This window comes from Pseudomonas sp. SA195 (assembly GCF_054131565.1).
In genome coordinates, this window is record NZ_CP096392.1 from 641,345 (window position 1) to 663,313 (window position 21,969).

Annotated in this window: 20 protein-coding genes; 18 read left to right on the forward strand and 2 right to left on the reverse strand. The window is 53.5% G+C overall.

The annotated features are described in order from the left end of the window. Positions 1 to 119: 119 nt before the first annotated feature. On the reverse strand, positions 120 to 2,756 hold the full coding sequence (locus tag M1D78_RS02900; RefSeq protein ID WP_437422070.1) for a LuxR C-terminal-related transcriptional regulator: 2,637 nt from the start codon (positions 2,754 to 2,756) through the stop codon (positions 120 to 122). A 47-nt stretch (positions 2,757 to 2,803) separates the two neighbouring features. Then, on the reverse strand, positions 2,804 to 3,418 hold the full coding sequence (locus M1D78_RS02905; RefSeq protein WP_437422069.1) for a TetR/AcrR family transcriptional regulator: 615 nt from the start codon (positions 3,416 to 3,418) through the stop codon (positions 2,804 to 2,806). Between the two features lie 224 nt (positions 3,419 to 3,642). Between M1D78_RS02905 and M1D78_RS02910 the strand changes: the two genes are divergently transcribed. The 18 genes from M1D78_RS02910 to M1D78_RS02995 all read left to right on the forward strand — a co-directional run bounded on the left by M1D78_RS02910 (position 3,643) and on the right by M1D78_RS02995 (position 21,936). Further along, positions 3,643 to 4,404 carry an SDR family NAD(P)-dependent oxidoreductase gene (locus M1D78_RS02910; protein WP_437422068.1) on the forward strand — a complete coding sequence of 254 codons (762 nt, stop codon included), beginning with the start codon at positions 3,643 to 3,645 and terminating at the stop codon, positions 4,402 to 4,404. Continuing rightward, positions 4,401 to 5,576 carry an acyl-CoA dehydrogenase family protein gene (locus M1D78_RS02915; protein ID WP_437422067.1) on the forward strand — a complete coding sequence of 392 codons (1,176 nt, stop codon included), beginning with the start codon at positions 4,401 to 4,403 and terminating at the stop codon, positions 5,574 to 5,576. Before M1D78_RS02910 ends, M1D78_RS02915 begins: the two co-directional genes overlap by 4 nt. Next, positions 5,573 to 6,637, forward strand: a complete 1,065-nt coding sequence (locus M1D78_RS02920; protein WP_437422066.1) for a phosphotransferase — start codon at positions 5,573 to 5,575, stop codon at positions 6,635 to 6,637. The genes M1D78_RS02915 and M1D78_RS02920 overlap by 4 nt, the downstream gene beginning before the upstream one ends. Continuing rightward, positions 6,637 to 7,443, forward strand: a complete 807-nt coding sequence (locus M1D78_RS02925) for an enoyl-CoA hydratase/isomerase family protein (protein ID WP_437422065.1) — start codon at positions 6,637 to 6,639, stop codon at positions 7,441 to 7,443. Before M1D78_RS02920 ends, M1D78_RS02925 begins: the two co-directional genes overlap by 1 nt. Next, the gene (locus tag M1D78_RS02930; protein WP_437422064.1) at positions 7,436 to 8,596 is read left to right on the forward strand and encodes an acetyl-CoA C-acetyltransferase; all 1,161 of its coding nucleotides are present in this window, start codon (positions 7,436 to 7,438) and stop codon (positions 8,594 to 8,596) included. Before M1D78_RS02925 ends, M1D78_RS02930 begins: the two co-directional genes overlap by 8 nt. Further along, positions 8,596 to 9,594 (forward strand): NAD(P)H-dependent flavin oxidoreductase, encoded by a 999-nt coding sequence (locus M1D78_RS02935; protein ID WP_437422063.1) that lies wholly within the window; start codon positions 8,596 to 8,598, stop codon positions 9,592 to 9,594. Before M1D78_RS02930 ends, M1D78_RS02935 begins: the two co-directional genes overlap by 1 nt. Beyond that, the gene (locus M1D78_RS02940; RefSeq protein ID WP_437422062.1) at positions 9,591 to 10,367 is read left to right on the forward strand and encodes an enoyl-CoA hydratase-related protein; all 777 of its coding nucleotides are present in this window, start codon (positions 9,591 to 9,593) and stop codon (positions 10,365 to 10,367) included. Before M1D78_RS02935 ends, M1D78_RS02940 begins: the two co-directional genes overlap by 4 nt. A 41-nt stretch (positions 10,368 to 10,408) precedes the next feature. Next, positions 10,409 to 11,965 (forward strand): acyl-CoA synthetase, encoded by a 1,557-nt coding sequence (locus M1D78_RS02945; protein ID WP_437422061.1) that lies wholly within the window; start codon positions 10,409 to 10,411, stop codon positions 11,963 to 11,965. A 272-nt stretch (positions 11,966 to 12,237) separates the two neighbouring features. After that, positions 12,238 to 12,816, forward strand: coding sequence for a TetR/AcrR family transcriptional regulator (locus tag M1D78_RS02950; RefSeq protein WP_437422060.1), 579 nt, complete (start codon positions 12,238 to 12,240; stop codon positions 12,814 to 12,816). 216 nt (positions 12,817 to 13,032) lie between these two features. Next, positions 13,033 to 13,617 carry a TetR/AcrR family transcriptional regulator gene (locus M1D78_RS02955; RefSeq protein ID WP_437422059.1) on the forward strand — a complete coding sequence of 195 codons (585 nt, stop codon included), beginning with the start codon at positions 13,033 to 13,035 and terminating at the stop codon, positions 13,615 to 13,617. Further along, entirely contained in the window at positions 13,614 to 14,549 is a 936-nt protein-coding gene (locus M1D78_RS02960) for a DMT family transporter (protein WP_437422058.1), read from the forward strand. The genes M1D78_RS02955 and M1D78_RS02960 overlap by 4 nt, the downstream gene beginning before the upstream one ends. 1,299 nt (positions 14,550 to 15,848) lie before the next feature. Continuing rightward, positions 15,849 to 16,523 (forward strand): amino acid ABC transporter permease, encoded by a 675-nt coding sequence (locus M1D78_RS02965; protein ID WP_437422057.1) that lies wholly within the window; start codon positions 15,849 to 15,851, stop codon positions 16,521 to 16,523. Between the two features lie 2 nt (positions 16,524 to 16,525). Then, on the forward strand, positions 16,526 to 17,263 hold the full coding sequence (locus M1D78_RS02970) for an amino acid ABC transporter permease (protein ID WP_437422056.1): 738 nt from the start codon (positions 16,526 to 16,528) through the stop codon (positions 17,261 to 17,263). Positions 17,264 to 17,310: 47 nt separating this feature from the next. After that, complete coding sequence (locus M1D78_RS02975) at positions 17,311 to 18,039, forward strand: amino acid ABC transporter ATP-binding protein (RefSeq protein ID WP_437422501.1); 729 nt, start codon at positions 17,311 to 17,313, stop codon at positions 18,037 to 18,039. Between the two features lie 16 nt (positions 18,040 to 18,055). Next, positions 18,056 to 18,988, forward strand: a complete 933-nt coding sequence (lhpI, locus tag M1D78_RS02980) for a bifunctional Delta(1)-pyrroline-2-carboxylate/Delta(1)-piperideine-2-carboxylate reductase (protein ID WP_437422055.1) — start codon at positions 18,056 to 18,058, stop codon at positions 18,986 to 18,988. Between the two features lie 27 nt (positions 18,989 to 19,015). Beyond that, positions 19,016 to 20,023 carry a trans-3-hydroxy-L-proline dehydratase gene (gene lhpH / locus M1D78_RS02985; protein ID WP_437422054.1) on the forward strand — a complete coding sequence of 336 codons (1,008 nt, stop codon included), beginning with the start codon at positions 19,016 to 19,018 and terminating at the stop codon, positions 20,021 to 20,023. Between the two features lie 59 nt (positions 20,024 to 20,082). Further along, positions 20,083 to 20,907: a transporter substrate-binding domain-containing protein gene (locus M1D78_RS02990; protein ID WP_437422053.1), complete on the forward strand. Its 825-nt coding sequence runs from the start codon at positions 20,083 to 20,085 to the stop codon at positions 20,905 to 20,907. A 204-nt stretch (positions 20,908 to 21,111) separates the two neighbouring features. Further along, complete coding sequence (locus M1D78_RS02995; RefSeq protein ID WP_437422052.1) at positions 21,112 to 21,936, forward strand: ABC transporter substrate-binding protein; 825 nt, start codon at positions 21,112 to 21,114, stop codon at positions 21,934 to 21,936. Positions 21,937 to 21,969 lie beyond the last annotated feature (33 nt).

The following is a 21,969-nucleotide window of genomic DNA, read 5'->3' on the forward strand; positions in this document are numbered from 1 at the left end:
ACGGCTCGAGAAACTTAAACGCTCCGGTTACGGGTCAATCAGGTACGCGAGCTTCAGTGAAGGCTACGAGCTGAAACGGAGGAGAGAAATCGTCTTTAAAGACGATTTTTGGTGCTGGTTCAGTGGAGGAGACAAAGCCGGCGCGCAGCGGCTATCGCTTGGGTACGGCTGTTTGTTCCAAGCTTTGTATTGATGTTGCGGAGGTGGGTTCGCACTGTGCTATTTGAGACATGGAGCCTGGCGGCCAAGTCGAGGTTGGAGCAGCCTTCGGTGAGTAGCCTTATCACTTCGATCTCCTTGCGGGTAAGAGCGATACCTGAAAGCGCCGGCGTGACTGTCTCGCCTTTATCATGGCGAAGAGGCCCGTAAAGCTGCAGCAGTTTATTTAGATAGTCAGCGAGATGCGGATCCTGATCATCTCGCGTGTCGTACTCTTGTTTTAGGTGCCACACTGCTTTACCAAGACTCGGGCCTTCGTCCAAGACGGTGCGAACATAGCCCTCTTGGGCGGCAAATTTGAGGCAATCTTCAAGCTCTAGTTTCGCAGCCATAGCATTGTTAGTTCTATGTAGCGCAAGTACTCGGAGAAGCTGCAGCACAAGTGCGCGGTGCAGCCGTGCCGATGAGCGCGCTACCTGTAGATCACGGTTGAGTTCGTGAAGTGCTGCTACGGGGTCGCCAAAATGGATCTCCCACCGGAGCTTGGCAAGGCGAAGGTAGTGGATGTCATGTGCAAGGAGCCTTTGACGGCACTCTCTAGCCCAAATTTCTGGATCTTCAGCACGGAACAGCTCATCTTGAGAGGCAAGTGCATTGCCCTGAATTAAATATATCTTTGCTCGCTCAAGCTGCGCAGCCGCAACCGCCCTAGGGATTTTTCGGCTATGTCCCAGATATTCTAGATCGGTTACTGCTCGCAGTGCGGTTACTAAATCTCGTTCGATAAAGGCTAATCTACATTTCAAAAGGTAGATTAGAATTAGATGGTCTGGGATACCGACTTCGCGAGCTAACGGAAGATAAACATTCAGAAGCCGACGGGTCTGGTGTAGGTCATTAGATTCATAGGTCGTCGCGGTGTAGAGTACGCCCGCCCAAGCGTTGCCATATATGTGCTTCTTACCAATGGAATCGGTAACGTCCAAGGCTAGACGAAAACGCGCGGACGCATGGCGAAGCCGTCCGTGTAGCATATCAATTAAGCCCTCGGTGGTTTCCGAGTACATTTTGTTGAAACTGCTCTCGCCACCATGCAGCCTTCTCGCTGCATCAATCATTCGCTGGGCGTCCCGGGGATTTCCGATTATCAGGATTTGATGTGCAATGGCGTTTAACAAAGTAGCGCTGGCAAAATCATTACCTGTATCCATTTTCTCCAAGGCAGCCATGCCCACATTAAGAGCTTCTTCGCAGCGGTCTTGCATGCCTAGAAGGGTGGGATGCAGTGCAGAACCATGGTTACGCACTTGAACGTCTGAACTGTTTTCCCAGTCGATTGCTTCGAGCTTGAAGGCAGCCTGATGAGCCCCTTGCGTAAAAGCTGTTGCCCAGATCGACAACATATACAAAAGCGGATGTGCTGCTACCAAGAACTGTGGGATGGCAGAAAACCACCGGCTAAGAAGACGTATTCGACCTTGCTGTAACAGTGCTTCTGCATGCTTATTTAGGAGCAGCACGACGCGCTCAAAGTACTGGCCTTCAAGAGCATGTTCGATCGCCAGAACGTATTGTGATTGTTGCTCATGCCATTGTGATGCCGCTGCATGCGCGTCGAAATATTTATCTGGAAATCTGGTTCTTAGTTGGTGGCGTAAATATTCTGCAAACAGGCTATGGAAGCGCCAGATTGCTTCCCTAGGCTCAACCGGAATGATTAAATTTTGGGCGAGAAGATATTGAATCATCTGCTCCGTATCTGTTTCCGAGGTTAGCGCGTTGCAAGCCGGGATATCGAATTTGGTTAAGATGCTGATGTTGAGCAAGAAACTTTGTACCGCTTCAGGCTGATCATCAAAAACAGCATCTGCCAAATATTGGGCGATAGTGTCTGTGGTGCCGGAGAAACGTGCTATGAAATCTTGTGGTTTTCCTTGTTTCATCGCGAGCGAGGCAAGTGATAGCACTGCAGGCCACCCTTCGCTTTTGAAGTGTAGCTGCTGAACGTCATCAGTATTGAGCAGCCCGGCAGCTAAAGTCGGAGCGAACATCTCCTCGGCCTCGCACGGTTCAAAGCGGAGCTCAGATGTACCGATCTCGAGTAGTCGACCTCGTGCTCTTAACGAAGGTAAGCCAAGTGCAGGGATCCTGCGGGTCGCTATAAAGATGTAACAACAGCTCGGTAAATAGCTCGAGACCTCTTGGATTAGTGCTAAAACTGACCGTTCTTTAATGTTCTCGAGCTCATCGAAGAAAAGCGCATAAGGTTGGTCGGTTTGCGTGAGAGCTGTGATCGAGTCTATACCTGTCCGACCCAGTCCTAGCTGTTGCACTATGCCATCTAGGCGATTGAGAAATCGTGAGAGGTCATTATCTGTGGTGCTCGCATCGAGCCAAGCGACTCGAAGACCTTTATCTTCTAATTGACGGAACGCTTGCGTCAGGACAGTTGTTTTGCCAAATCCTGCGGGTGCGCTAAGGATCGTAAGCAACCCGTTAGCTTCGGTGAGTTTAGCGACCAGGTTAGCGCGCTTGAGTTGTACTTTCGCGGCTACATGTCCTTGCGCCTTCGATGCTGACTGGCTGAGCTTCAACATTCAGATAGTTCCTCACCTCGTCACACTGTCATCCCGACGCAATCGATCTACCGAGGGGCAAAGCCGGCCGTTAAAAGGTCGACCATTTGCGCTGCAACTTCCTCCTTGGACTGCCTGCCGCTGGGCGAAAACCATCTTGCTGGCCAGTTGAGCGCACCAGCTAGCGTGAACGCGAGAAGTTTTGAGTCGCAAGGAGCGATTGACCCGTCCGCAATCCCTTCGTCGATGAGTGCCCTCATCGATAAGTCAATCTGCCTTTTTAGGGCTCGGAATTTCTCGCGACCTTCGTCAGAAAGCGCTTCGTCGCCGGTGCGTATAACGCACCGACCAAAGTCGTCCATATTTATTTCGGCGTAACGCTGGAGATAGTTCCTAAGCCGATCAATACCGAGGCCTGGCTGCTGTTTAGCTGAGTCGGCTGCTTCTAGCAGCTGCTCCAGTCCGTGGATTACGCACTGAAGCAAAACCTGCTCTTTGTTTCCCAGGTAGTGATAAATCGTAGGTTTGGAGATGCCAAGGCTAATCGCTACGTCTTCTAGCAAAGTTGCGTGAAACCCACGCTCGTTAAAGATCTGCACTGCCGCACGTAGTACCGCTTGGCGCTTGGCCTCGCGGTCTTTCTGTTTCTGATTCGCTGTCTGGAATGGTGAGATTTCGGTCACGTTAGCCGTCCTATCGGTTTCAGCCTGGCTTCGACGCCTAGCTCACATTTTACGGTATGTCGACGCCCCGTTTTGTTAGTGCCAAAAATCCAGAGCTCGCTCTTGACAACCTATAGATCGGAATCCTAGCCTACTGACGAGTAGGGTGTCTACCCGCCAGTAGGTTTCCTTATTGGGCGGAGCGAGCTCGGTCATTACAGCAACGAAAAAGAGGATTACACGCGATGAGAATCCGCGACGTAGCAGCAGTTGTAACCGGCGGCGCTTCAGGTCTAGGAGGTGCAACGGCCGCCCGTTTAGCCAGTGCGGGTGCAAAGGTCACCATCATTGACCTCAACGAAGAGCTAGGTCGGCAGTACGCTGAAGAAATCGGGGCCTTTTTTGTTAAGGCCGATGTAGCCGACGGGGAGTCGATTGAGCACGCCTTAGAGACTGCGGAAGGGGTTCACGGTAAGGCTCGCATCCTAGTGAATTGCGCAGGTATCGGCCCGCCCGCCAAAGCCATCGATCGTGAAGGTCAAGCGCTGCCGTTGTCTGACTTCGCTCGAATTATCAGTATCAATCTCAATGGCACATTCAACGTTTTGTCCAAGTTCGCAGCCCGCTTGCATGCGATGCCGCAGGAAGCCGAAGAACGGGGCGTGATTGTCAACACTGCAAGTGTCGCTGCTTTCGATGGCCAGATTGGCCAGCCTGCATATGCCGCTTCGAAGGCTGGCATTGTAGGTATGACACTTCCGTTGGCCCGTGAATTTTCACGATACGGAATTCGAGTCATGACGGTCGCGCCGGGCCTCTTTTTGACGCCGTTGCTAGCAACTTTGCCAGAAGAAGCGCAGCGGTCGCTTGGGCAGCAGGTACCGTTCCCCAGCCGCCTGGGACAGCCAGATGAGTTCGCCCAGCTGGTTCAGTCAATTGTCGAAAACCCGATGCTGAACGGCGAAGTGATCCGGTTGGATGGGGCGATCAGGATGGCCGCCCGATGACATATGACGATTTTGAGCTAGCGTCCACGATTGCCGATCGAGTCGAGCGTTTCGTGCGAGACGAAATCATCGCGCATGAGCGAGATGAGCGTCGCGACCATCATGGATGCCCGACAGATGAGCTTGTCCGGGAGCTCCGCCATAAGGCACGGCTTGCCGGGGTTCTCACTCCACATATCCTTCCTGACGGGTCGCATTTGAGCCAGCGTGGAACAGCTTTGGTGCTGGCACGCACTGGGCTTTCTCCGCTCGGCCCTCTCGCCTGCAATACGTGTGCGCCCGACGAGGGCAATATGTACCTGTTGGGCAAAGTCGGAAGTGAACTACAGAGGGAGCGGTTCCTTGCACCTCTGCTAGCAGGAGAGGCTAGATCTGCTTTTTTTATGACTGAACCCGCCGAGGAAGGCGGCGCTGGGTCAGACCCGTCAATGATGCAAACCCGGTGTCGTCGAGAAGGCGATAGCTGGGTTATTAACGGGCGTAAAGCATTTATTACCGGTGCAGACGGCGCTCAAATTGGCATCGTCATGGCGAAAGCGGAAGAGGGAGCATGCATGTTCCTCGTGACGCTTCCCGACCCGGCTATACAAATCGAGCGCATCCCTAGAACGATCGATACGTCGATGCCAGGCGGGCATGCGATCGTCAGCCTGAACGACCTCAAAGTGCCCGCCGAGCAGATGCTTGGCGGGGCCGGTGAGGGCTTCACACTGGCGCAAGTGCGTTTGGCACCCGCTCGTTTATCTCATTGTATGCGCTGGTACGGGGCATGCCTCCGAGCGCACGAAATCGCAACCGACTATGCGAATCGTCGCAGCGCGTTCGGAAAGTTACTTATTGATCATGAGGGTGTTGGATTCAGCCTAGCCGAGAACCTAATCGATCTTAAGCAGGTTGAGTTGATGATCGACTGGTGCGCTGGTGTGCTCGATAGCGGCGGTCAAGGCGGTAGCGAGAGTTCGATGACTAAAGTCGCTGTCAGCGAACTGCTCATGAAGGTTGCTGACAGGTGTGTACAAGTCATGGGCGGCAGCGGACTCACTGAAGATACGATTGTTGAGCAAGTATTCAGAGAGATTCGTGCCTTCCGAATTTATGATGGCCCTACTGAAGTGCACAAGTGGGCGTTGGCTAAGAAGATCAAACGAGACTGGAAGAGGGCGCAAGGATGAGCGTACTCGAACAGACGGCTAACACAGGGACGGGCGACGTCCGGCCAGACATGGGGCTAGATGAGCAAGCGCTGTGCAGATGGATGGAGGCACATATTGAGGGCTTTCATGGCCCCATGAAGGTTCAGCGATTCAAGGGTGGTCAGTCGATACCAACCTACCTGGTCACGACTCGTGGTAGAGAGTACGTACTAAGGAAAAAACCCGCAGGCAAAATACTAAAGGGCGCTCATTCCGTTGAGCGTGAGGCGCGCGTCCAGCGGGCTCTTGGAGGCGCGGGGTTTAGCGTACCTCGCGTCTACGGCCTGTGCATTGATGAGAGTGTTCTTGGCACTCCCTTCTATGTCATGGAGAAGGTAGAGGGGCGTATTTTCTGGGACGCCAAATTTCCCGGGGTTCCGGACGAGACCCGGCCTTTATATTTTGATGCGATGAACGCAACCATAGCTAAGTTGCACCGTATCGATCCAGCAGCGGTGGGATTAGCTGACTATGGGCGTACTGGTAACTACTTCGCTAGGCAGATAAGCCGCTGGAGTCGCCAGTATCTGGACGATGAGGCTGCAGGCCGCGATCCAAATATGGACATGCTGGTCGAGTGGTTGCCCAAACACATACCGCCGGGCGACGAAACTAGCATCGTGCACGGTGACTTCCGTTGCGACAACATGATTTTCCACCCTTCCGAGCCGAAGGTGATAGCGGTCTTAGATTGGGAGTTATCGACCTTAGGACATCCTCTCGCAGACTTCGCAAACCACGCAATGATGTACCAAATGCCGCCAGAGATAGTTGCTGGTGTGGCGGGAGCGGATCTCAAATCCTTGAACATTCCCTCCCAAGCAGAATATGTAAACGCTTATTGCGCGAGAACCGAGCGGGACTCAATCCCATCTTGGGAGTTTTACATAGCTTTTAATTTCTTCCGTATGGCAGCAATTTTCCATGGAATTAAGGGCCGTGTGATCAGAGGCACTGCAGCTTCCGCGCATGCACACGAGCGCGCACAAAGTTTTCCTGTACTCGCCAAGCTCGCACATAGCGCATTGGAGGATTGCTGATGGAAACCTCAGATCCGCCAGTATTACTTAGTGTTCGTGACGGAGTTGCCAGCATCGTTATGAATCGCCCGGAACAGGGCAACGCGATCGACCTGTTGATGGCCAGGGCTTTGTTACATGCCGCAATAGCGTGCGACCAAGACGAGAACGTACGTGCAGTCGTGCTTACGGCCAACGGAAAGCTTTTCTGCGCCGGGGGCGATCTCGGATCTTTTGTTTCTGCTGGAGATGACATCGCCAAGTTTCTAAGCGAGTTAGCCGGAACTTTTCACCTAGCTATTTCCCGGCTCATGAGAATGAAAAAGCCACTAGTTGTATTGGTTAACGGATCTGCTGCGGGTGCTGGCATGAGCCTTTCGCTGATTGGCGACATCGTTTTGGCAGAGCGAGGTGCTTTCTTTACTGCTGCTTATGGAGCAATCGGGATCAGCCCTGATGGTGGGCTGACTTGGATTCTTCCTCGTCTCGTCGGCTTGCGCCGCGCCCAGGAAATACTTCTCCTTAATAAGCGTCTTTCCGCACTGCAAGCGTTTGAGTTCGGGTTGATTACCCGCGTCGTGGAAGAAGGAGCGCTTCAGGCCGAAGGGGAGATGCTTGCCCGTTCACTCACGAGCATGAACGTTTCCGCCCTTGGCAATGTTAGGGAGCTTCTCTTGGCGAGTCAGAGCTCCCAGCTGGAGACACAGCTGGAGCTAGAGGCCCGGAGCATCGCCTCCATAGCAGTACAACCGTATGTTCGGAGCAAAGTCGCTGCCTTCGTTGAGCAGCGCTCCGCTAACAACAATAAGGAGCAACGTAATGGGTGATGCATATATTGTTGCAGCAGTTCGTACGGCCGGAGGACGCCGTAATGGCAAGTTATCCGGCTGGCACCCTGCCGACATGGGGGCAGAGGTATTGAATGCTCTGGTGGATCGATCTGGAATTGATCCTGCAGTAGTAGACGATGTCATCTTTGGTTGTGTTACTCAGGCCGGCGAGCAAGCGTTTGCTTTTGCTCGAAACGTAGTTCTCGCTTCAAAACTACCTGAGTCAGTTCCGGCAGTAACCATCGATCGTCAGTGCGGAAGCTCACAGCAGGCTGTTCAATTTGCAGCCCAAGCCGTGATGTCCGGCGTTCAAGACGTAGTTATTGCGGGAGGTGCGGAAAGCATGAGTCGTGTACCTATGTTTTCCAACACGTCTTTTCATGAAAAAGAAGGCATAGGCATTGGCCCGTTCAGTAAGCGCATCCAAGACAGATTCAAGGTCAGCACGTTTAGCCAGTTCGCCGGCGCGGAAATGCTTGCCGCAAAGTACGGGTACGATCGGCTTACGCTCGATGAGTTTGCGCTGAATAGCCATCAACGTGCCTCGTATGCGACTAACACTGGCGCCTTCTCTAACGAAATCATCGGGCTAGAAACCAACGAAGGCCTACATGTTATTGACGAAGGGATTCGATTCGACGCAACCCTGGAGGCTATTGGCTCCGTAAAGACTCTGCAGGATGGCGGAATCGTAACCGCAGCCAACGCTAGTCAAGTCTGCGACGGTGCGTCGGGCGTACTGGTCGTGAGCGAGCGTGCGCTTAAGCAGTACGGACTTACGCCAATCGCGAGAATTGTAGACATGACTGTCACGGCCGGCGACCCGGTAATCATGTTGGAAGAGCCAATTTTCGCTACGCGTAAGGCCCTAAACAAAGCAGGGATGAATATCGCCGACATCGACTTGTACGAGGTCAATGAAGCGTTCGCACCTGTGCCTTTGGCTTGGCTCGACGCGATCGAAGCCGACCCGGAGCGCTTGAATGTTAATGGTGGGGCCATTGCACTAGGCCATCCCTTGGGTTCGTCAGGTACGAAGCTTATGACGACTCTCATCTACGCCCTAAAAGCTAGAGGGCTGCGATACGGCCTCCAGACGATGTGTGAAGGCGGTGGCGTAAGCAACGTTACGATTTTGGAGGTGCTTTAATGGCCTTCGAGAATCGGGTGACAAGGCTTCTGGGTATCCGCCATCCCATCGTTCAAGGCGGGATGATGTGGGTAGGGCGGGCAGAGTTAGCGAGTGCGGTTTCTAACGCTGGAGGACTTGGGACACTAACAGCTTTGACTCAGCCAACGCCGGATGATCTCAGGCGCGAAATCGATCGTTGCCGCAGCATGACTGACAAACCCTTTGCAGTGAATCTCACGATTCTACCGTCGGTTAGCCCGCCGCCATATGCAGAATACCGAAAGGCAATAATTGAGTCTGGTGTCCGTATCGTAGAGACCGCCGGCAACAAGCCCCACGAGCATGTTGACGACTTTAAAGCACACGGCCTTACGGTTATCCACAAGTGTACTGCCGTGCGCCATGCTGTCTCGGCTGAACGAATGGGCGTCGATGTTATTTCAATCGATGGTTTCGAATGCGCTGGTCATCCTGGGGAAGATGATGTCCCTGGTTTGGTACTCATTCCTGCTACTTACGATCAGGTAAGTATTCCGATCATAGCTAGCGGAGGCATTGGCGATGGTCGCGGATTGGCCGCTGCCTTGGCTCTCGGAGCAGAGGGCGTGAATATGGGTACACGTTTCTGCGCCACGCAGGAAGCGCCCATTCATGACCAAATTAAAAGGTTCATCGTCAATAACGATGAGCGAGCCACTAATCTGATTTTCAGAAAGTTCAAGAATACTGGCCGAGTGGCGAAAAATAGCGTGTCTGAAAAGGTGCTCGCTGTTTCTAACGAGCCAGACTCGGTGTTTGAAGACATACGAAGCTATGTCTCAGGCGCGAAGGGGAAGGAAGCGTTGGAAACTGGGAACATAGATGCAGGATTGATTTGGGCTGGCCAAGTCCAGGGGCTGGTTAGAGATATCCCCTCCTGCGAACAGCTCCTGAATCGTATGGTGTCAGAAGCCGTCGAGATTATTAATCATAGGCTAGTGGGAATGCTAGCAGCCAAAGGGAAATTTGAGCTATGAACTACCAATATATTTCCGTAGAGAAAGAGGCGCGGCTGACAGTAATCACTATTCAGCGTCCTGAAGCACATAACGCTTTGAACTACGATGCGCACATGGAACTCCAAAGTGCATTCAACGAGTTCTCCGAAGATTCAGATCAATGGGTTGCGATTCTTACCGGGAGCGGTGCGAAAGCCTTCTGTGCCGGTCATGATCTGAAACAGCAAGCTACCGATGCTAGCCTAATCACCCCTCCCAGTGGTTTCGGTGGTATCGCGGCACGCTTTGACCTCAATAAACCTGTCATTGCCGCAGTCAACGGTGTTGCTATGGGTGGCGGTTTCGAAATAGCTATGGCCTGTGACATCGTTGTTGCATCAGCAAACGCATCCTTCGCGTTACCTGAAGTAAAAGTTGGTTTGGCTGCGCTGGCTGGTGGGATGCAACGGTTGCCACGCTTAATCGGTTTGAAACGCAGTATGGGAATGCTCCTTACCGGTAGGCGAGTCAGTGCTGAAGAGGGACGCGATCTGGGTTTTGTCAATGACGTGACTGAAGGTGACGTTATGGAGCTAGCGCGTAGTTGGGCTACTGAAATACTTAATTGCAGTCCGCTTTCGGTTAGGGCAACTAAAGAGGCGGTGCTTAAAGGTATGGATATCCCTGTCGAGCAGGCTTTGGTAGATCAATGGGAGTATCCGGGGATGAAGGCAATGTTGAGCTCTAAAGACGCGATAGAAGGCCCGAAGGCTTTTGCTGAAAAACGTTCCCCGAACTGGGTCGGACATTAAGCAAGCCTGCTCCTGAAAACAAAGATAAGAAGGGATCCCCCATGCACCCGATGTCCCACGCGCGCAATTTCCCAGACAAGCCAGCTTGCATCAGAGCTTCGACCAAGCAGGTGCTAACATACGGCGAGTTAGATGCACGAGCAAACCAAGCCGCACATCTATTTCGGAGTATCGGCATTCGTCGAGGGGATACCATTGCAGTAGTCCTTGGCAATGATTTCGATATATTTATCGCCGGATGGGCCGCTCAAAGAGCTGGCATTTATTTTACCGCTGTGTCTACACGAACCTCTGTGAACGATCTTGCTTATGTCCTAGATAACTCTGGAGCAAGGCTTGTTATTGTCGGTGATGAATACGCAGAGGTTGCAGAAGACGCTATTGCCAAACTGCCTACATCCGATATTTACGTCTTAAGCTGTTCGGTCGGACGGAGAACGTTTGCTCAAGCCTGCGCCGGATATCCTTGCACCGTTATTGACGATCCTAGCCCTGGTGCCGATATGCTTTATTCTTCGGGGATGACGGGTAGGCCGAAAGGAGTAAAACCGAATCTGCCGGAGGGGCCGATAGATGCTCCTACCCCTTTAATGAATATGGGGATATCGCTCTATGGGATGAGCGAGTCCAGTGTGTACCTTTCTACTTCACCTTTATACCACGCTGCGCCGTTGCGCTGGGCGATGACCATCCATCGGGTTGGTGGTGTGGTGGTTATAATGGAGAAGTTTGATGCTGAAAATTGCCTGAAGCTAATCGAAGAATATAAGGTTACTCATTCAACTTTCGTCCCGACACACTTCGTTCGCATGCTAAAGCTTCCGGAGGCACAGCGCCTAAGCTATGACTCCAGTTCGTTGAAAGCAGTAATTCATGCTGCTGCGCCATGCCCCGTGCCGGTAAAACGTGCCATGATTGAATGGTGGGGCCCTATAATCTATGAGTTTTATTCTGGCACAGAGTGTTGCGGCATTACCGCGCTCGACTCTGATCAGTGGCTACAGAAGCCCGGCTCCGTCGGCCGTGCCGTGCTAGGTACTATAAAAATAGTAGGTGCTGATGGCGAGGAAGTCCCAGTCGGCATGCAAGGTGATGTTTATTTCGCTGATGGCCCAGCCTTCGAATATCACAACGATCCGGAGAAAACACGACAGGCTTACAATGCTAAAGGTTGGGCTACGTTAGGAGATGTGGGTTGGGTTGACGGGGATGGTTACCTTTATTTAACTGACCGTAAAAGTTTCATGATCATTTCAGGAGGCGTGAATATTTACCCTCAGGAAATCGAAAATGTATTGATCGCCCATCCCGATGTGGAGGATGTGGCGGTAATAGGCGCACCAGACGAAGAAATGGGCGAGCGGGTCGTTGCCATAGTCCAGCCTAAACCGGATGTTTCAGGCGATGACTGTCTCGAAGAAACGCTTCGTCTATATGTAAGGGAAGCGCTTGGTGGAGTCAAATGCCCCCAACAATTCGATTTTAGAGCTGAGTTGCCTCGTGAGCCGACTGGAAAGTTAATGAAAAGGCTACTAAGGGATGAATACCAAAGCTGCAGTAATGCTCGCTCAGCCGCTGAATATAAAGCGCTCGGTTAGAGCGCTTCATAACATCCCTCGTCGCTGCGCTCGTCGCTACTCAGTTTAGAGTGCGGCGAGTGCGTGGTTGCGATCTGGCGATGTCGGGTGGAAAAGGGTATTTCAGCGACTCCCGTGAAATGATCTACCGTGACGTACCCGCGCCATATGATGTTCTTTCACCATGGCCAGTTAGTGCTCCAGGATCCGGCGCCTTCGTAAGAGCCTGGTAGGATGGGCTTGGTTTTTGTCGGCGTGTCAGTCGCACCTTCGCACTGCAATAAGATCTCATTATGTCGAAACTTGAGAGCATAAAATTAAACGCGGTGCGCATGATTGCGAATGCTGGATTCGAGGGCATGTCCCTAAGAGATCTTGCAGCTGAGTGCAATTTGAAACCCGGTTCAATATATTGCCACTACAAATCAAAGCAATCAATTTTGGCAGAGATCGTTGAGGAGTATCTAGAGACATTATTGACTTCTTGGCGAGACTATAAACGTAAGCCAGTGTCGCCATCTAAACGGCTGTTGCTATTCGTTGAGAATTACGTGGCGTTTCAATCGATGCGATCCGATGAGCAGCGAGTTCTGTTATGGGACATGCGGTCGCTACACCCGGGAGAGTACAGGCGTTCTGCGGCGCTCTTGGAAGAATATAGATCTGAGCTTTCAAAGCTATTGGATGCAGGGCAGCGGCAGGGTTCGTTTGCTATTCAAGATGCCTATGTCACATCTCGATTAATTGTCATGGTCATGATGTCTATGTGTGTCTATGCAAAGCAAGAAGCTGTGCCGGATGACACCCTTGTTAAGCTGATTTGGCAGGCTGTTTTGGGCTTGTCTGGCGCAAGGTTAGTGCAAAACAACTAAGCCAAACGCAGCTGCAACGCATGCGGTGCAACCTCTAATGACGTGAGGCGGTCTGCCTACCGCCATCTTGCGTTAAGTGAGCTCCCGTTGTCGGCATTGCTCGAATCGTAGCGTCGCGCTGACACGTGTGCGGGGTCGCCACAGTTCGGTCGAAGCGTTGAATGCTCACTTCGAGGTAGGTAGACTGGGCTACCTACACCGAGAGTGTCAATCGCTATGGCTAAACCAGAAGCTCAGCAAAGCGCCCGCCAGCGCTTGCTTAACGCAGCGTCTGTTCTCTTCTACAACGATGGAATCGCAGGTACAGGCATTGACGCTATCGTAAAAAGGGCGGATGTCGCCAAGAAGAGTCTCTACAACAATTTCGCGTCAAAAGCCGAGCTTGTAGCCGCTTATCTCGAAGCCAGACACAAAGAATGGCTTGGGCTATATGCCGAACGTGTAAGTGAGGCGAAGACTCCTAAGCAGAGAGTCTTAGCAATTTTTCTAGCCTATGAAGATCACGCGGAGCATGCCTATGAGCGTGGATTTCGTGGTTGTGGCCTGTTGAATGCGGCTGCGGAACTCGGGGCTGATGACCCCGGGCGCGAAGTTGTAAGGCAACACAAGGAAGAGGTCGAAGCGCTTCTGGCCAAACACGTCGCTGAATGCAGGGGAGATGATGAGGTGCGCGCTGCCGAAGTGGCAAAGCACTTAGCCTTTCTGCTTGAGGGTGCGATGGTCAGGGCCGGGCTCGAGCGTAGTAGCGAGTGTCTACGCCAAGCTAGATCAATTGCTGCTGCAATGTTGGAGGGCCTGTGAACGTTAGCGTTAGAGAGCGTTTGATCGGAAGTGTGGCGGTGCTAATCGCCGCGATTCTGTGGGGCACCACAGGTACCGCAGCAACCTTTGCTCCCGAAGTGAGTGCGATAGCGATAGGAGCAGTCGCTATGGGGGGAGGTGGGTTGCTGCAAGCATTACTGGCTGCGAAGGGCATTCGCCAATCCCAGGCGCAATTGTTTAGACAATGGCCGTTGCTCTTGTTGGGTGCTGTCGCAGTGGCGATCTATCCGCTTGCATTTTATGCCTCTATGCGACTCGCCGGAGTTGCAATCGGGACAGTCGTATCGATCGGCTCGGCCCCGTTGTTATCTGCACTCATTGAGTATCGTTTGGAGGGACTGAAGCTCACCGCGCGTTGGGTTGCGGGGGCAGCGCTTGGGTTGGCAGGAATGATATTGCTGTGTTTGACCGAGAACGCTGGCCACGTCGCGGGTGGTGGGGATGGGCAGGTGTTTCAGGGTGTTCTGTTGGGGCTTGTAGCTGGGCTGACCTATGCCTTGTACTCTTGGACGGCGCGGCGGCTGATGCAGCACGGCATCGCCTCTCGTGTTTCTATGGGCGCTACCTTTGGCATCGGCGGGCTGTTACTCATGCCTGTACTTTTTGTCACTGGCGCTCCGCTGTTGGCATCTTGGGGCAACGCGGCCGTGGGCTTGTATATGGCTGTCGTTCCAATGCTTTTAGGTTATCTCTGCTTTGGCCATGGCCTGGCTCGAGTGCCAGCCAGCACCGCCACTACCATTACGCTTTTCGAACCTATCGTTGCGGCCGGGTTGGCTATGGTTGTAGTGGGTGAAAAGCTCACGTCTCTAGGGTGGGTTGGGATGGGGCTCGTCGTGGCATGTCTTGTCATCATTACGGCTCCGGTTGACTGGTCTGGATTAAAAAAAGCCGTACCAGCGAGCGATTAGCCACAACCCTAGAGGAGCGCCTTGCCTCATAGAATCCGCGCAGCTTCGACTGAATCGACTTCGCTGCTTTTGCTTCAAAGCACGCATGTCGAAGCTGTGTCGGATAAAGGTTTTTACCCATCGGTCGGGCGTGAAGGTGGTTAGGGTTTCAGCGCTTCTGCTAGCAGAGTGGTAACAACGCTGTCGGCGCTACCCCGGTCGTGGTCGGTAGCGCTATCGGCTTATATACGGTGCGCAGCAAGAATCTGAGCTTCCATCTCAACTCGGCAGTCATCGAACACGTCAAACCAGGACTCGCATGACATCTGCAGGCGCGCAGCAGGCGCATGTCGCCTTAGCCATGGAGTGAGTAGACGCTTCAATTGCCCTGCGACGTAGATCGCTGCGGAGTCTTCGTTTCACGAAACAATCGCCTCGTAGATTAGTCGGTGCTCTGCCACACAGAGCTGGATGCGCTCGGAAACGTAAATGCCGTCTCGGTCATCAGGGCGAGCTGATGGTGGATTTTCTGTCGCTCTCACACGCTCGCCATCTGAGCTAGGCAGTACTCCGCCAGCCCGCTGCGCTTTGCTTGTCGATCAGTCAGGCGCCCAACCGCAGGCTTTATGAGCATTCCCGAGCATCCCCACTTTGATCGTACTGACCAGGCTTTTTAGGGCGCGCCATTGGCCTTGCGCGCTGCCGGCCTGCTGACCCTCAGTCGCACGGCAAGCTCCCTTTTTGGCAGGCAGCCTGCTCCCGGTCTGGAAGACCCCATCGGTGATTCCTGCCGTATCTGATCCGGATCATAAATACGTTTTTGACGCATGAGCTGCCGCCACTTTGGTCTCCTTCCTTTACCAGTTCGAAAAGGTGCGCCTTTGCTCGATCAGAGCAGCTGCGTGGGAAGATAAAATGACCAATTATGGTGCGCTCGCGATAAAAATGAGCTATTCGAGCGCTCAAAAAATCTAAAAGGCTCAAATTGGTCGTTGCGCAACCCATTGGCTGGGCATAGTATCGACCACTAACTGGATCGCTTACCAACCACTCGTGGGGTTCTGGCACGGTTGTGGCTAAGGAGGGCAGAGCGATGAGCCGTGAGTGGTTCAGGCGATAGACCAGTTAAGCCCTTAGGGCAGGCAGGAGAGTAAAGATGAATAAGAAGAAGAAGCTGTACCTCGCGTGGCTCAACCTGATGACGAGCGTTGTTCACGATCCAAGAGAGCGGGGGCGTTATTTGAGCGCTCATTCACCGTCGTCCATTGAGATTCCCACTAACAGCGTCCAGCTTGGGGCGAGCTGCATGGGGGGTCTCGCATGCAGTTCCTAGCTGAGTATGGGCCAGTGCTCTTGGACGGTTTGCTAATCACTGTGGCGCTTTCTATCGCCAGTTGGGTTTTGGCCTTTTCCGTCGGGTTGCTCTTAACCCTGGTTCGAATGACCAAGATTAAAGCGGTCGAGATCGTTGTCCTCGCCTTCGTTGAGTATCAACGCAACGTTCCCCCGCTTGTACACATCTTCCTTTGGTACTTCGGCGTCAGCAGTCTGCTGCCGGTAAACCTCCAGGATTTTGTTAACGAGTACCACGGGGAATTCGTTTTCGCGGTCATTGCTGTCGGCCTTTACTACGGAGCTTATTTCGCGGAGGACATACGAAGCGGGCTGCGCAGTATTCCATCGGGTCAGCAGGAGGCTGCGCGCGCCATCGGCCTCGGCTACGCCGCCACTATGCGTCGGGTGATCTTGCCGCAAGCACTGCGAGTGTCCATTCCACCGCTGCTGAGCAACACGGTGATGCTAGTGAAGACCACGAGCCTCGCGATGGTCATCGGTGTCATGGAACTGACTTATGCGACCAAAGAGATAGCCAGCAAAACATTCCGCATTTTCGAAACCTACAGCATCAGCACCGCGCTGTACGTCTTATTGGCGCTCAGCTTGCTGCTCATTGGCGCTTGGTTTGGTAAGCGTTTTCGCATAAAGGGGCGCTAATCATGTTAGACATCATTCATGACTACTGGCTGCTTTTCTTGGTCGGAACCTACCCGAACGGGCATCTAGGGGGCGTCGCCGCAACGGTGCTGCTGTCGATCATCGGAATCGGTTTCGCGTTCCCTTTATCCATCCTGTTGGCTCTGGCCCAACTGAGCCCGTTCAAGTGGGTGCGGTACCCGGCTACTGCGATTCGATACCTGTTGCGCAGCATTCCGTTAGTGATGTTGATCTTCGGTACCTACTTCATCGTCCCCATCATCCTGGGTCGCCCGGTTGCAGGTTTCACGACGATGGCAGTCACACTCGTGGTGTTCCAGTCCGTGTACCTGGCGGAAATTGTCAGGGCGGGTATCGAATCGCTGCCCAAAGGTCAGGCTGAAGCGGCGGCTGCACTCGGTATGGGTTACTGGACACGCACTTGGAAAATCATTCTTCCCCAGGCGCTCACGAACATGCTGCCAAGCATGGTGGGGCAGTTCGTCACGACGATCAAAGACACCTCGCTTGGGTATGTCATCGGCGTGAACGAACTTACCTACGCCGCCAATCAGGTCAATAGCTCAGTTATCACTCAGCCCTTCAACGTATTCCTAGTGCTCTCGCTGGCCTACTTCATCATTTGCTTCGCTCTGACCCAAGCGGCGCGTCTGCTGGAAGTTCGCCTTGAACGCCGCAACAAACGACCCACCACCCAAGTCTCCTTAAGCGCGCTAAGCGCTCCGGCTGCAGGAAATTAATCATGGCCCAAATAAGAAACAGCGCTGCAGCGCCAGAACCTCACTCGATTATTTCGCTAAACGGCGTTAACAAATGGTACGGCGACCACCATGTGCTAACCGACGTCAACGCTGAGGTCAAGAAGGGTGAGGTGGTCGTTCTGTGTGGCCCGTCTGGCTCAGGCAAATCGACACTTATCCGCACGATGAATCGCTTGGAAGAGATTGGTTCGGGACGGATTTTGGTCAACGGCCAAGACGTCCATGGGACTCAGGTCGACGTCAACAGAATGCGCAGTCACATCGGTTTCGTGTTCCAGCAGTTCAACTTATTCCCACACTTGTCCGTGCTGGAAAACGTTACTTGCGGCCCTCTATGGGTCACCAAGGCGAAGAAAGTAGAAACGCTCGAACTAGCCAAAAGCCTGCTCGAAAAGGTAGGCCTAAGCCACAAGGCAGACTCCTATCCCAATCAGCTATCGGGTGGGCAGCAGCAGCGCGTGGCAATCGCGCGCGCACTCGCGATGCGTCCCCCGGTGATGCTTTTTGACGAGCCGACCAGTGCTCTCGACCCGGAAATGGTCGGCGAGGTGCTTTCAGTAATGAAGGGTCTTGCAGCTGAAGGCATGACCATGGTGTGCGTGACGCATGAGATGAACTTCGCGCGAGAAGTATCGGACGTGGTCTGGTTCATGGATCAGGGGCGCCTGCTTGATATCGCTACGCCCGAGGAATTCTTCACCTCCCCCAAGCATCCACGTGCCCAAAAATTCCTTTCCGATATCTGCGGCCATTGAACTGAGGAGCAAGCAAATGAGTAAAGCACCCACCGCCGACAATAAGATCATCGTCTGCGATCAGGCTAGGACAGCCGAGCTACTGGATTTCAGCAAGATCGTGGACGCAATCGAGAGCGCGGCCATGGAACTGGACGAGGAACGAATCCTGAGCCCTGAGCGAATGGTAGTCCCGCTCGGTGAGGGTGGCGTTCTGCTTAGCATGCCGGCCGCTTCGAAGGACATCGGTATTCACAAACTGGTTAACGTCCAGCCTGGTAATTTGAAGCGTCAACTGCCCACTATCAACGGCACTGTGACGGTGTGTGATGCCGTCACCGGGAAGATCATCTGTCTGCTCGATGGGCCCGAAGTCACTGGCCGTCGCACCGCCGCTGTCACGATGTTGGCGATTCGCACTTTCCTGAAAGCTGCGCCACAGCAGATCTTGCTGTTCGGCACGGGAGCACAGTCGCGGTATCACGTCCAGGCCGTGAACGCGCTCTATCCCAATGCGAAGATCTTCGTACGTGGCCTTGGTCTGCAGATGGCCACCGAATTTTGCGAGCGCAACAGCGCGATTCACCCGCACCTCGAACCGCTGGGCGACGGGGTGCCCGACGTCGATGTCGTCATCACAGTGACAACCAGTACCGAGCCGGTTTACGACGAGCTCGCCAAGCCTGGTCGTCTCGTAATAGGGGTCGGCGCGTTCAAGCCGGAAATGGCGGAGCTAGGGAAAGTAACGCTGGATTCCAGTGTTATCTACGCCGACGAGCCCCACGGTGCGCAGCATGAGGCCGGCGATTTGCTGCGTGCTGGCGTGAATTGGGCAGAGGTTAAGTCGCTGGCTCACGCGCTTAAGAATGGCATTGATACTTCAAAACCTGCTGTTTTTAAGAGCGTCGGTACCGCTGCATGGGATCTGGCGGCATCGCGCGTAGCGCTTGCCGCGTTAAACGCAATGTGACTACAACCGAACGCTAAAGGCACCCTCATGCAAATCTCTCGCTCCATCAACACCGTAGAAGTTCACGCTGGCGGAGAGCCGTTCCGTATTGTGACTTCAGGCCTTCCGCGCATGCCTGGCAAGACCATCGTTGAACGTCGCGCTTGGCTCTTGGATAACGCGGATGACATCAGGCAAGCGCTTATGTTCGAGCCTCGTGGGCATGCCGACATGTATGGTGGTTATCTCACCGAGCCGGTGTCGCCAACCGCAGATTTCGGCATCATCTTCCTGCACAACGAAGGCTACAGCGACCACTGTGGCCACGGCACCATCGCGCTGGCTACGGCAGCGGTGGAGCTCGGATGGGTCAAGCGCACCGAGCCTGAAACCCGCGTAGGCATCGATGCGCCATGTGGATTCATTGAGGCGTTTGTGAAGTGGGATGGCAAACATGCCAACGGTGTCCGCTTCATCAACGTACCGTCCTTCCTCTACAAGCGAGACGTCACTGTCATTACGCCAACATTCGGCGAAGTGACCGGCGACATCGCCTATGGCGGCGCTTTCTACTTTTACACAAGCGGCAAGCCGTACGGCTTTGAAATCCGAGAATCCTCAGTTGAGCAACTTAAGAAATTCGGTGCTGAGGTAAAGCAGGCGGCCAATAAGGCATTCCCAGTGGTACATCCGGACATTCCGGAGATCAATCACATCTACGGCACCATTATCGACGGCGAGCCGCGTTTCGCCGACTCTACCCAGGCCAATTGCTGCGTCTTCGCTGACCGCGAAGTAGACCGATCTCCGACCGGCTCCGGTACTAGCGGACGCGCGGCGCAGCTCTACCTCCGTGGACAGCTCGGCAAGGGTGAAGTGTTGGTCAATGAATCCGTGATCGGCTCAATTTTCACCGCCAAAGTTATCGAAGAAACTCTGGTCGGCGATATTCCGGCTGTCATCCCAGAAGTCTCCGGCACCGCCTATATCGTGGGGTTCTCTAATTGGATCATCGATGAGCGCGACCCACATAAAAATGGGTTCTTGGTTCGCTAACACTGTTTTTAGCTGCGTCTTAAATCAAAAAAACACTACGTAAACTTGGGGTTACAAAAATGAAAACACGTCTCTTGTTTTTGGTTTCCGCTGTGGCGAGTTGCATCGTGTTGGGTGCAGGTTCGGCTCAGGCAGATCAACTCGCCGATGTAAAAGCGAGCGGAAAGCTCGTCTGTGGAGTTTTGGATATATTTGAGCCGTTCGGCTACACCGATATTGCAACTCGTTCGGTGGTCGGCTACGACGTAGATGTCTGTAAAGCTGTGAGTAAAAAACTAGGCGTCGAGGCTGAGATCAAACCTGTGTCCATTGAGGCACGTATCCCAGAGCTGCAGCAGAAGCATATGGATATGCTTAGTGCCGGTCTGGCTTATACGCCGCAGCGAGCACAACAAGTGGCGTTCTCTGATGCCTACTACGTGAGCAATAACGTGTTGGCGGTCAAAACCAGTCGTGGCTTCAAGCAGAGCAGTGATCTGGATGGCAAGCGCATCAGCTTCGTTAAGGGTAGCATCAGTGAAGCCTACATCCGCGAGATGCTGCCCAGCGCAACGCCGGTAGGTTTTGAGGACGTTTCGACCGGGTTTACCGCACTCCTGCAGAACAAGGTCGTGGGATACAGCACCTCTGAAGAGGTGGTGCAAAAGCTGGTAAACCGGCTCGGCGACAATGCATCTAACTACACTGTACTTCAGCCAGCGATTGGTCGCGAAGTATGGGGGCTGGGTATTCGCAAGGATGAGCCGGCAATGCTGGAGGCTGTAAACACTGCGCTGCGTGAGCTTGAATCCTCAGGTGAGATGCAAGCCATCTTCGACAAGTGGCTCGGCAGTGACACGCTCTACAAAATGAATCGCTCATTCAAAGTTGAGGCGATGAACTAACGAGTTACTGTTAATTGTCTGGCACGCGCCTTTCGCATAGTTCTTGTGTAACAGGCGCGATAGCCAGGCCATTTTAACTGGAAAGCTCGATACGTTTCTTGGCCAGATTCGCGCCAGAACGATTAGTTTGCGTGTGTTAAGTCTAAGGTTTCATGTAAGGTGCGAGCGGATCGCTGCAGTTATATAACTAACCTGGAGCATGCTATGTATAGTAGGTTTAAATCTTTAGGTGCGCTCTTAGTATCGTTGAGCGTAGTGGCGTGTCCTGCTTGGGCAGATCAGCTTTCCGATATCAAATCTAAGGGCACGCTCGTATGCGGTGTCCTTGGAACATTCGAGCCTTTCGGTTATACCGATATCGCAAGCCGCGCCACAGTTGGCTACGACGTCGACGTCTGCCACGCGGTGGCCAGGCAGCTCGGAGTTAAAGCCGAAATTAAACCCGTATCGATCGAGGCGCGCATCCCTGAACTTCAGCAAGGGCGTATGGATCTGCTGGCTGCAGGCCTTGGCTATTCACCTCAGCGAGCTAAACAGGTCGATTTCTCGGATCAGTATTTCATCAGCCCCCATAGGCTGATTGTAAAAGCATCGCGCGGCTACTCGCAGCCCAGCGATCTGGAAGGCAAGCGCGTGAGCTTCACCAAAGGAGGCATTACTGAAGGCTTCGTACGCAGCGCAGTGCAGGGTGCCAAGTTGACTGGATTTGAAGACACCACGACCGCCTTCACGGCCCTAGCTCAAAACAAAGTTGTTGGATTCAGCGTGGCGGAAATCGTCGCTCGCCGCCTGATTAGCAAGACTGGTGCTTCTGCTTCTGAGTACACGATTCTCGAACCTGCGGTTGGCAGCGAGAAGTGGGGTCTCGGGGTGCGCAAAGGCGAGGGTGCTTTGCTCGCTGCAGTCAACGACGCGCTGCGGAAGATGGAGGCCTCGGGCGAGGCTCAGCAGATCTTCGATAAGTGGCTGGGTGCCGAAACAATGTACGACATGACACGAGAGTTCAAGATCGCTCCGATCCAGAACTGAACACCTCCTGACGGCGCCAATCCGAATTGGCGC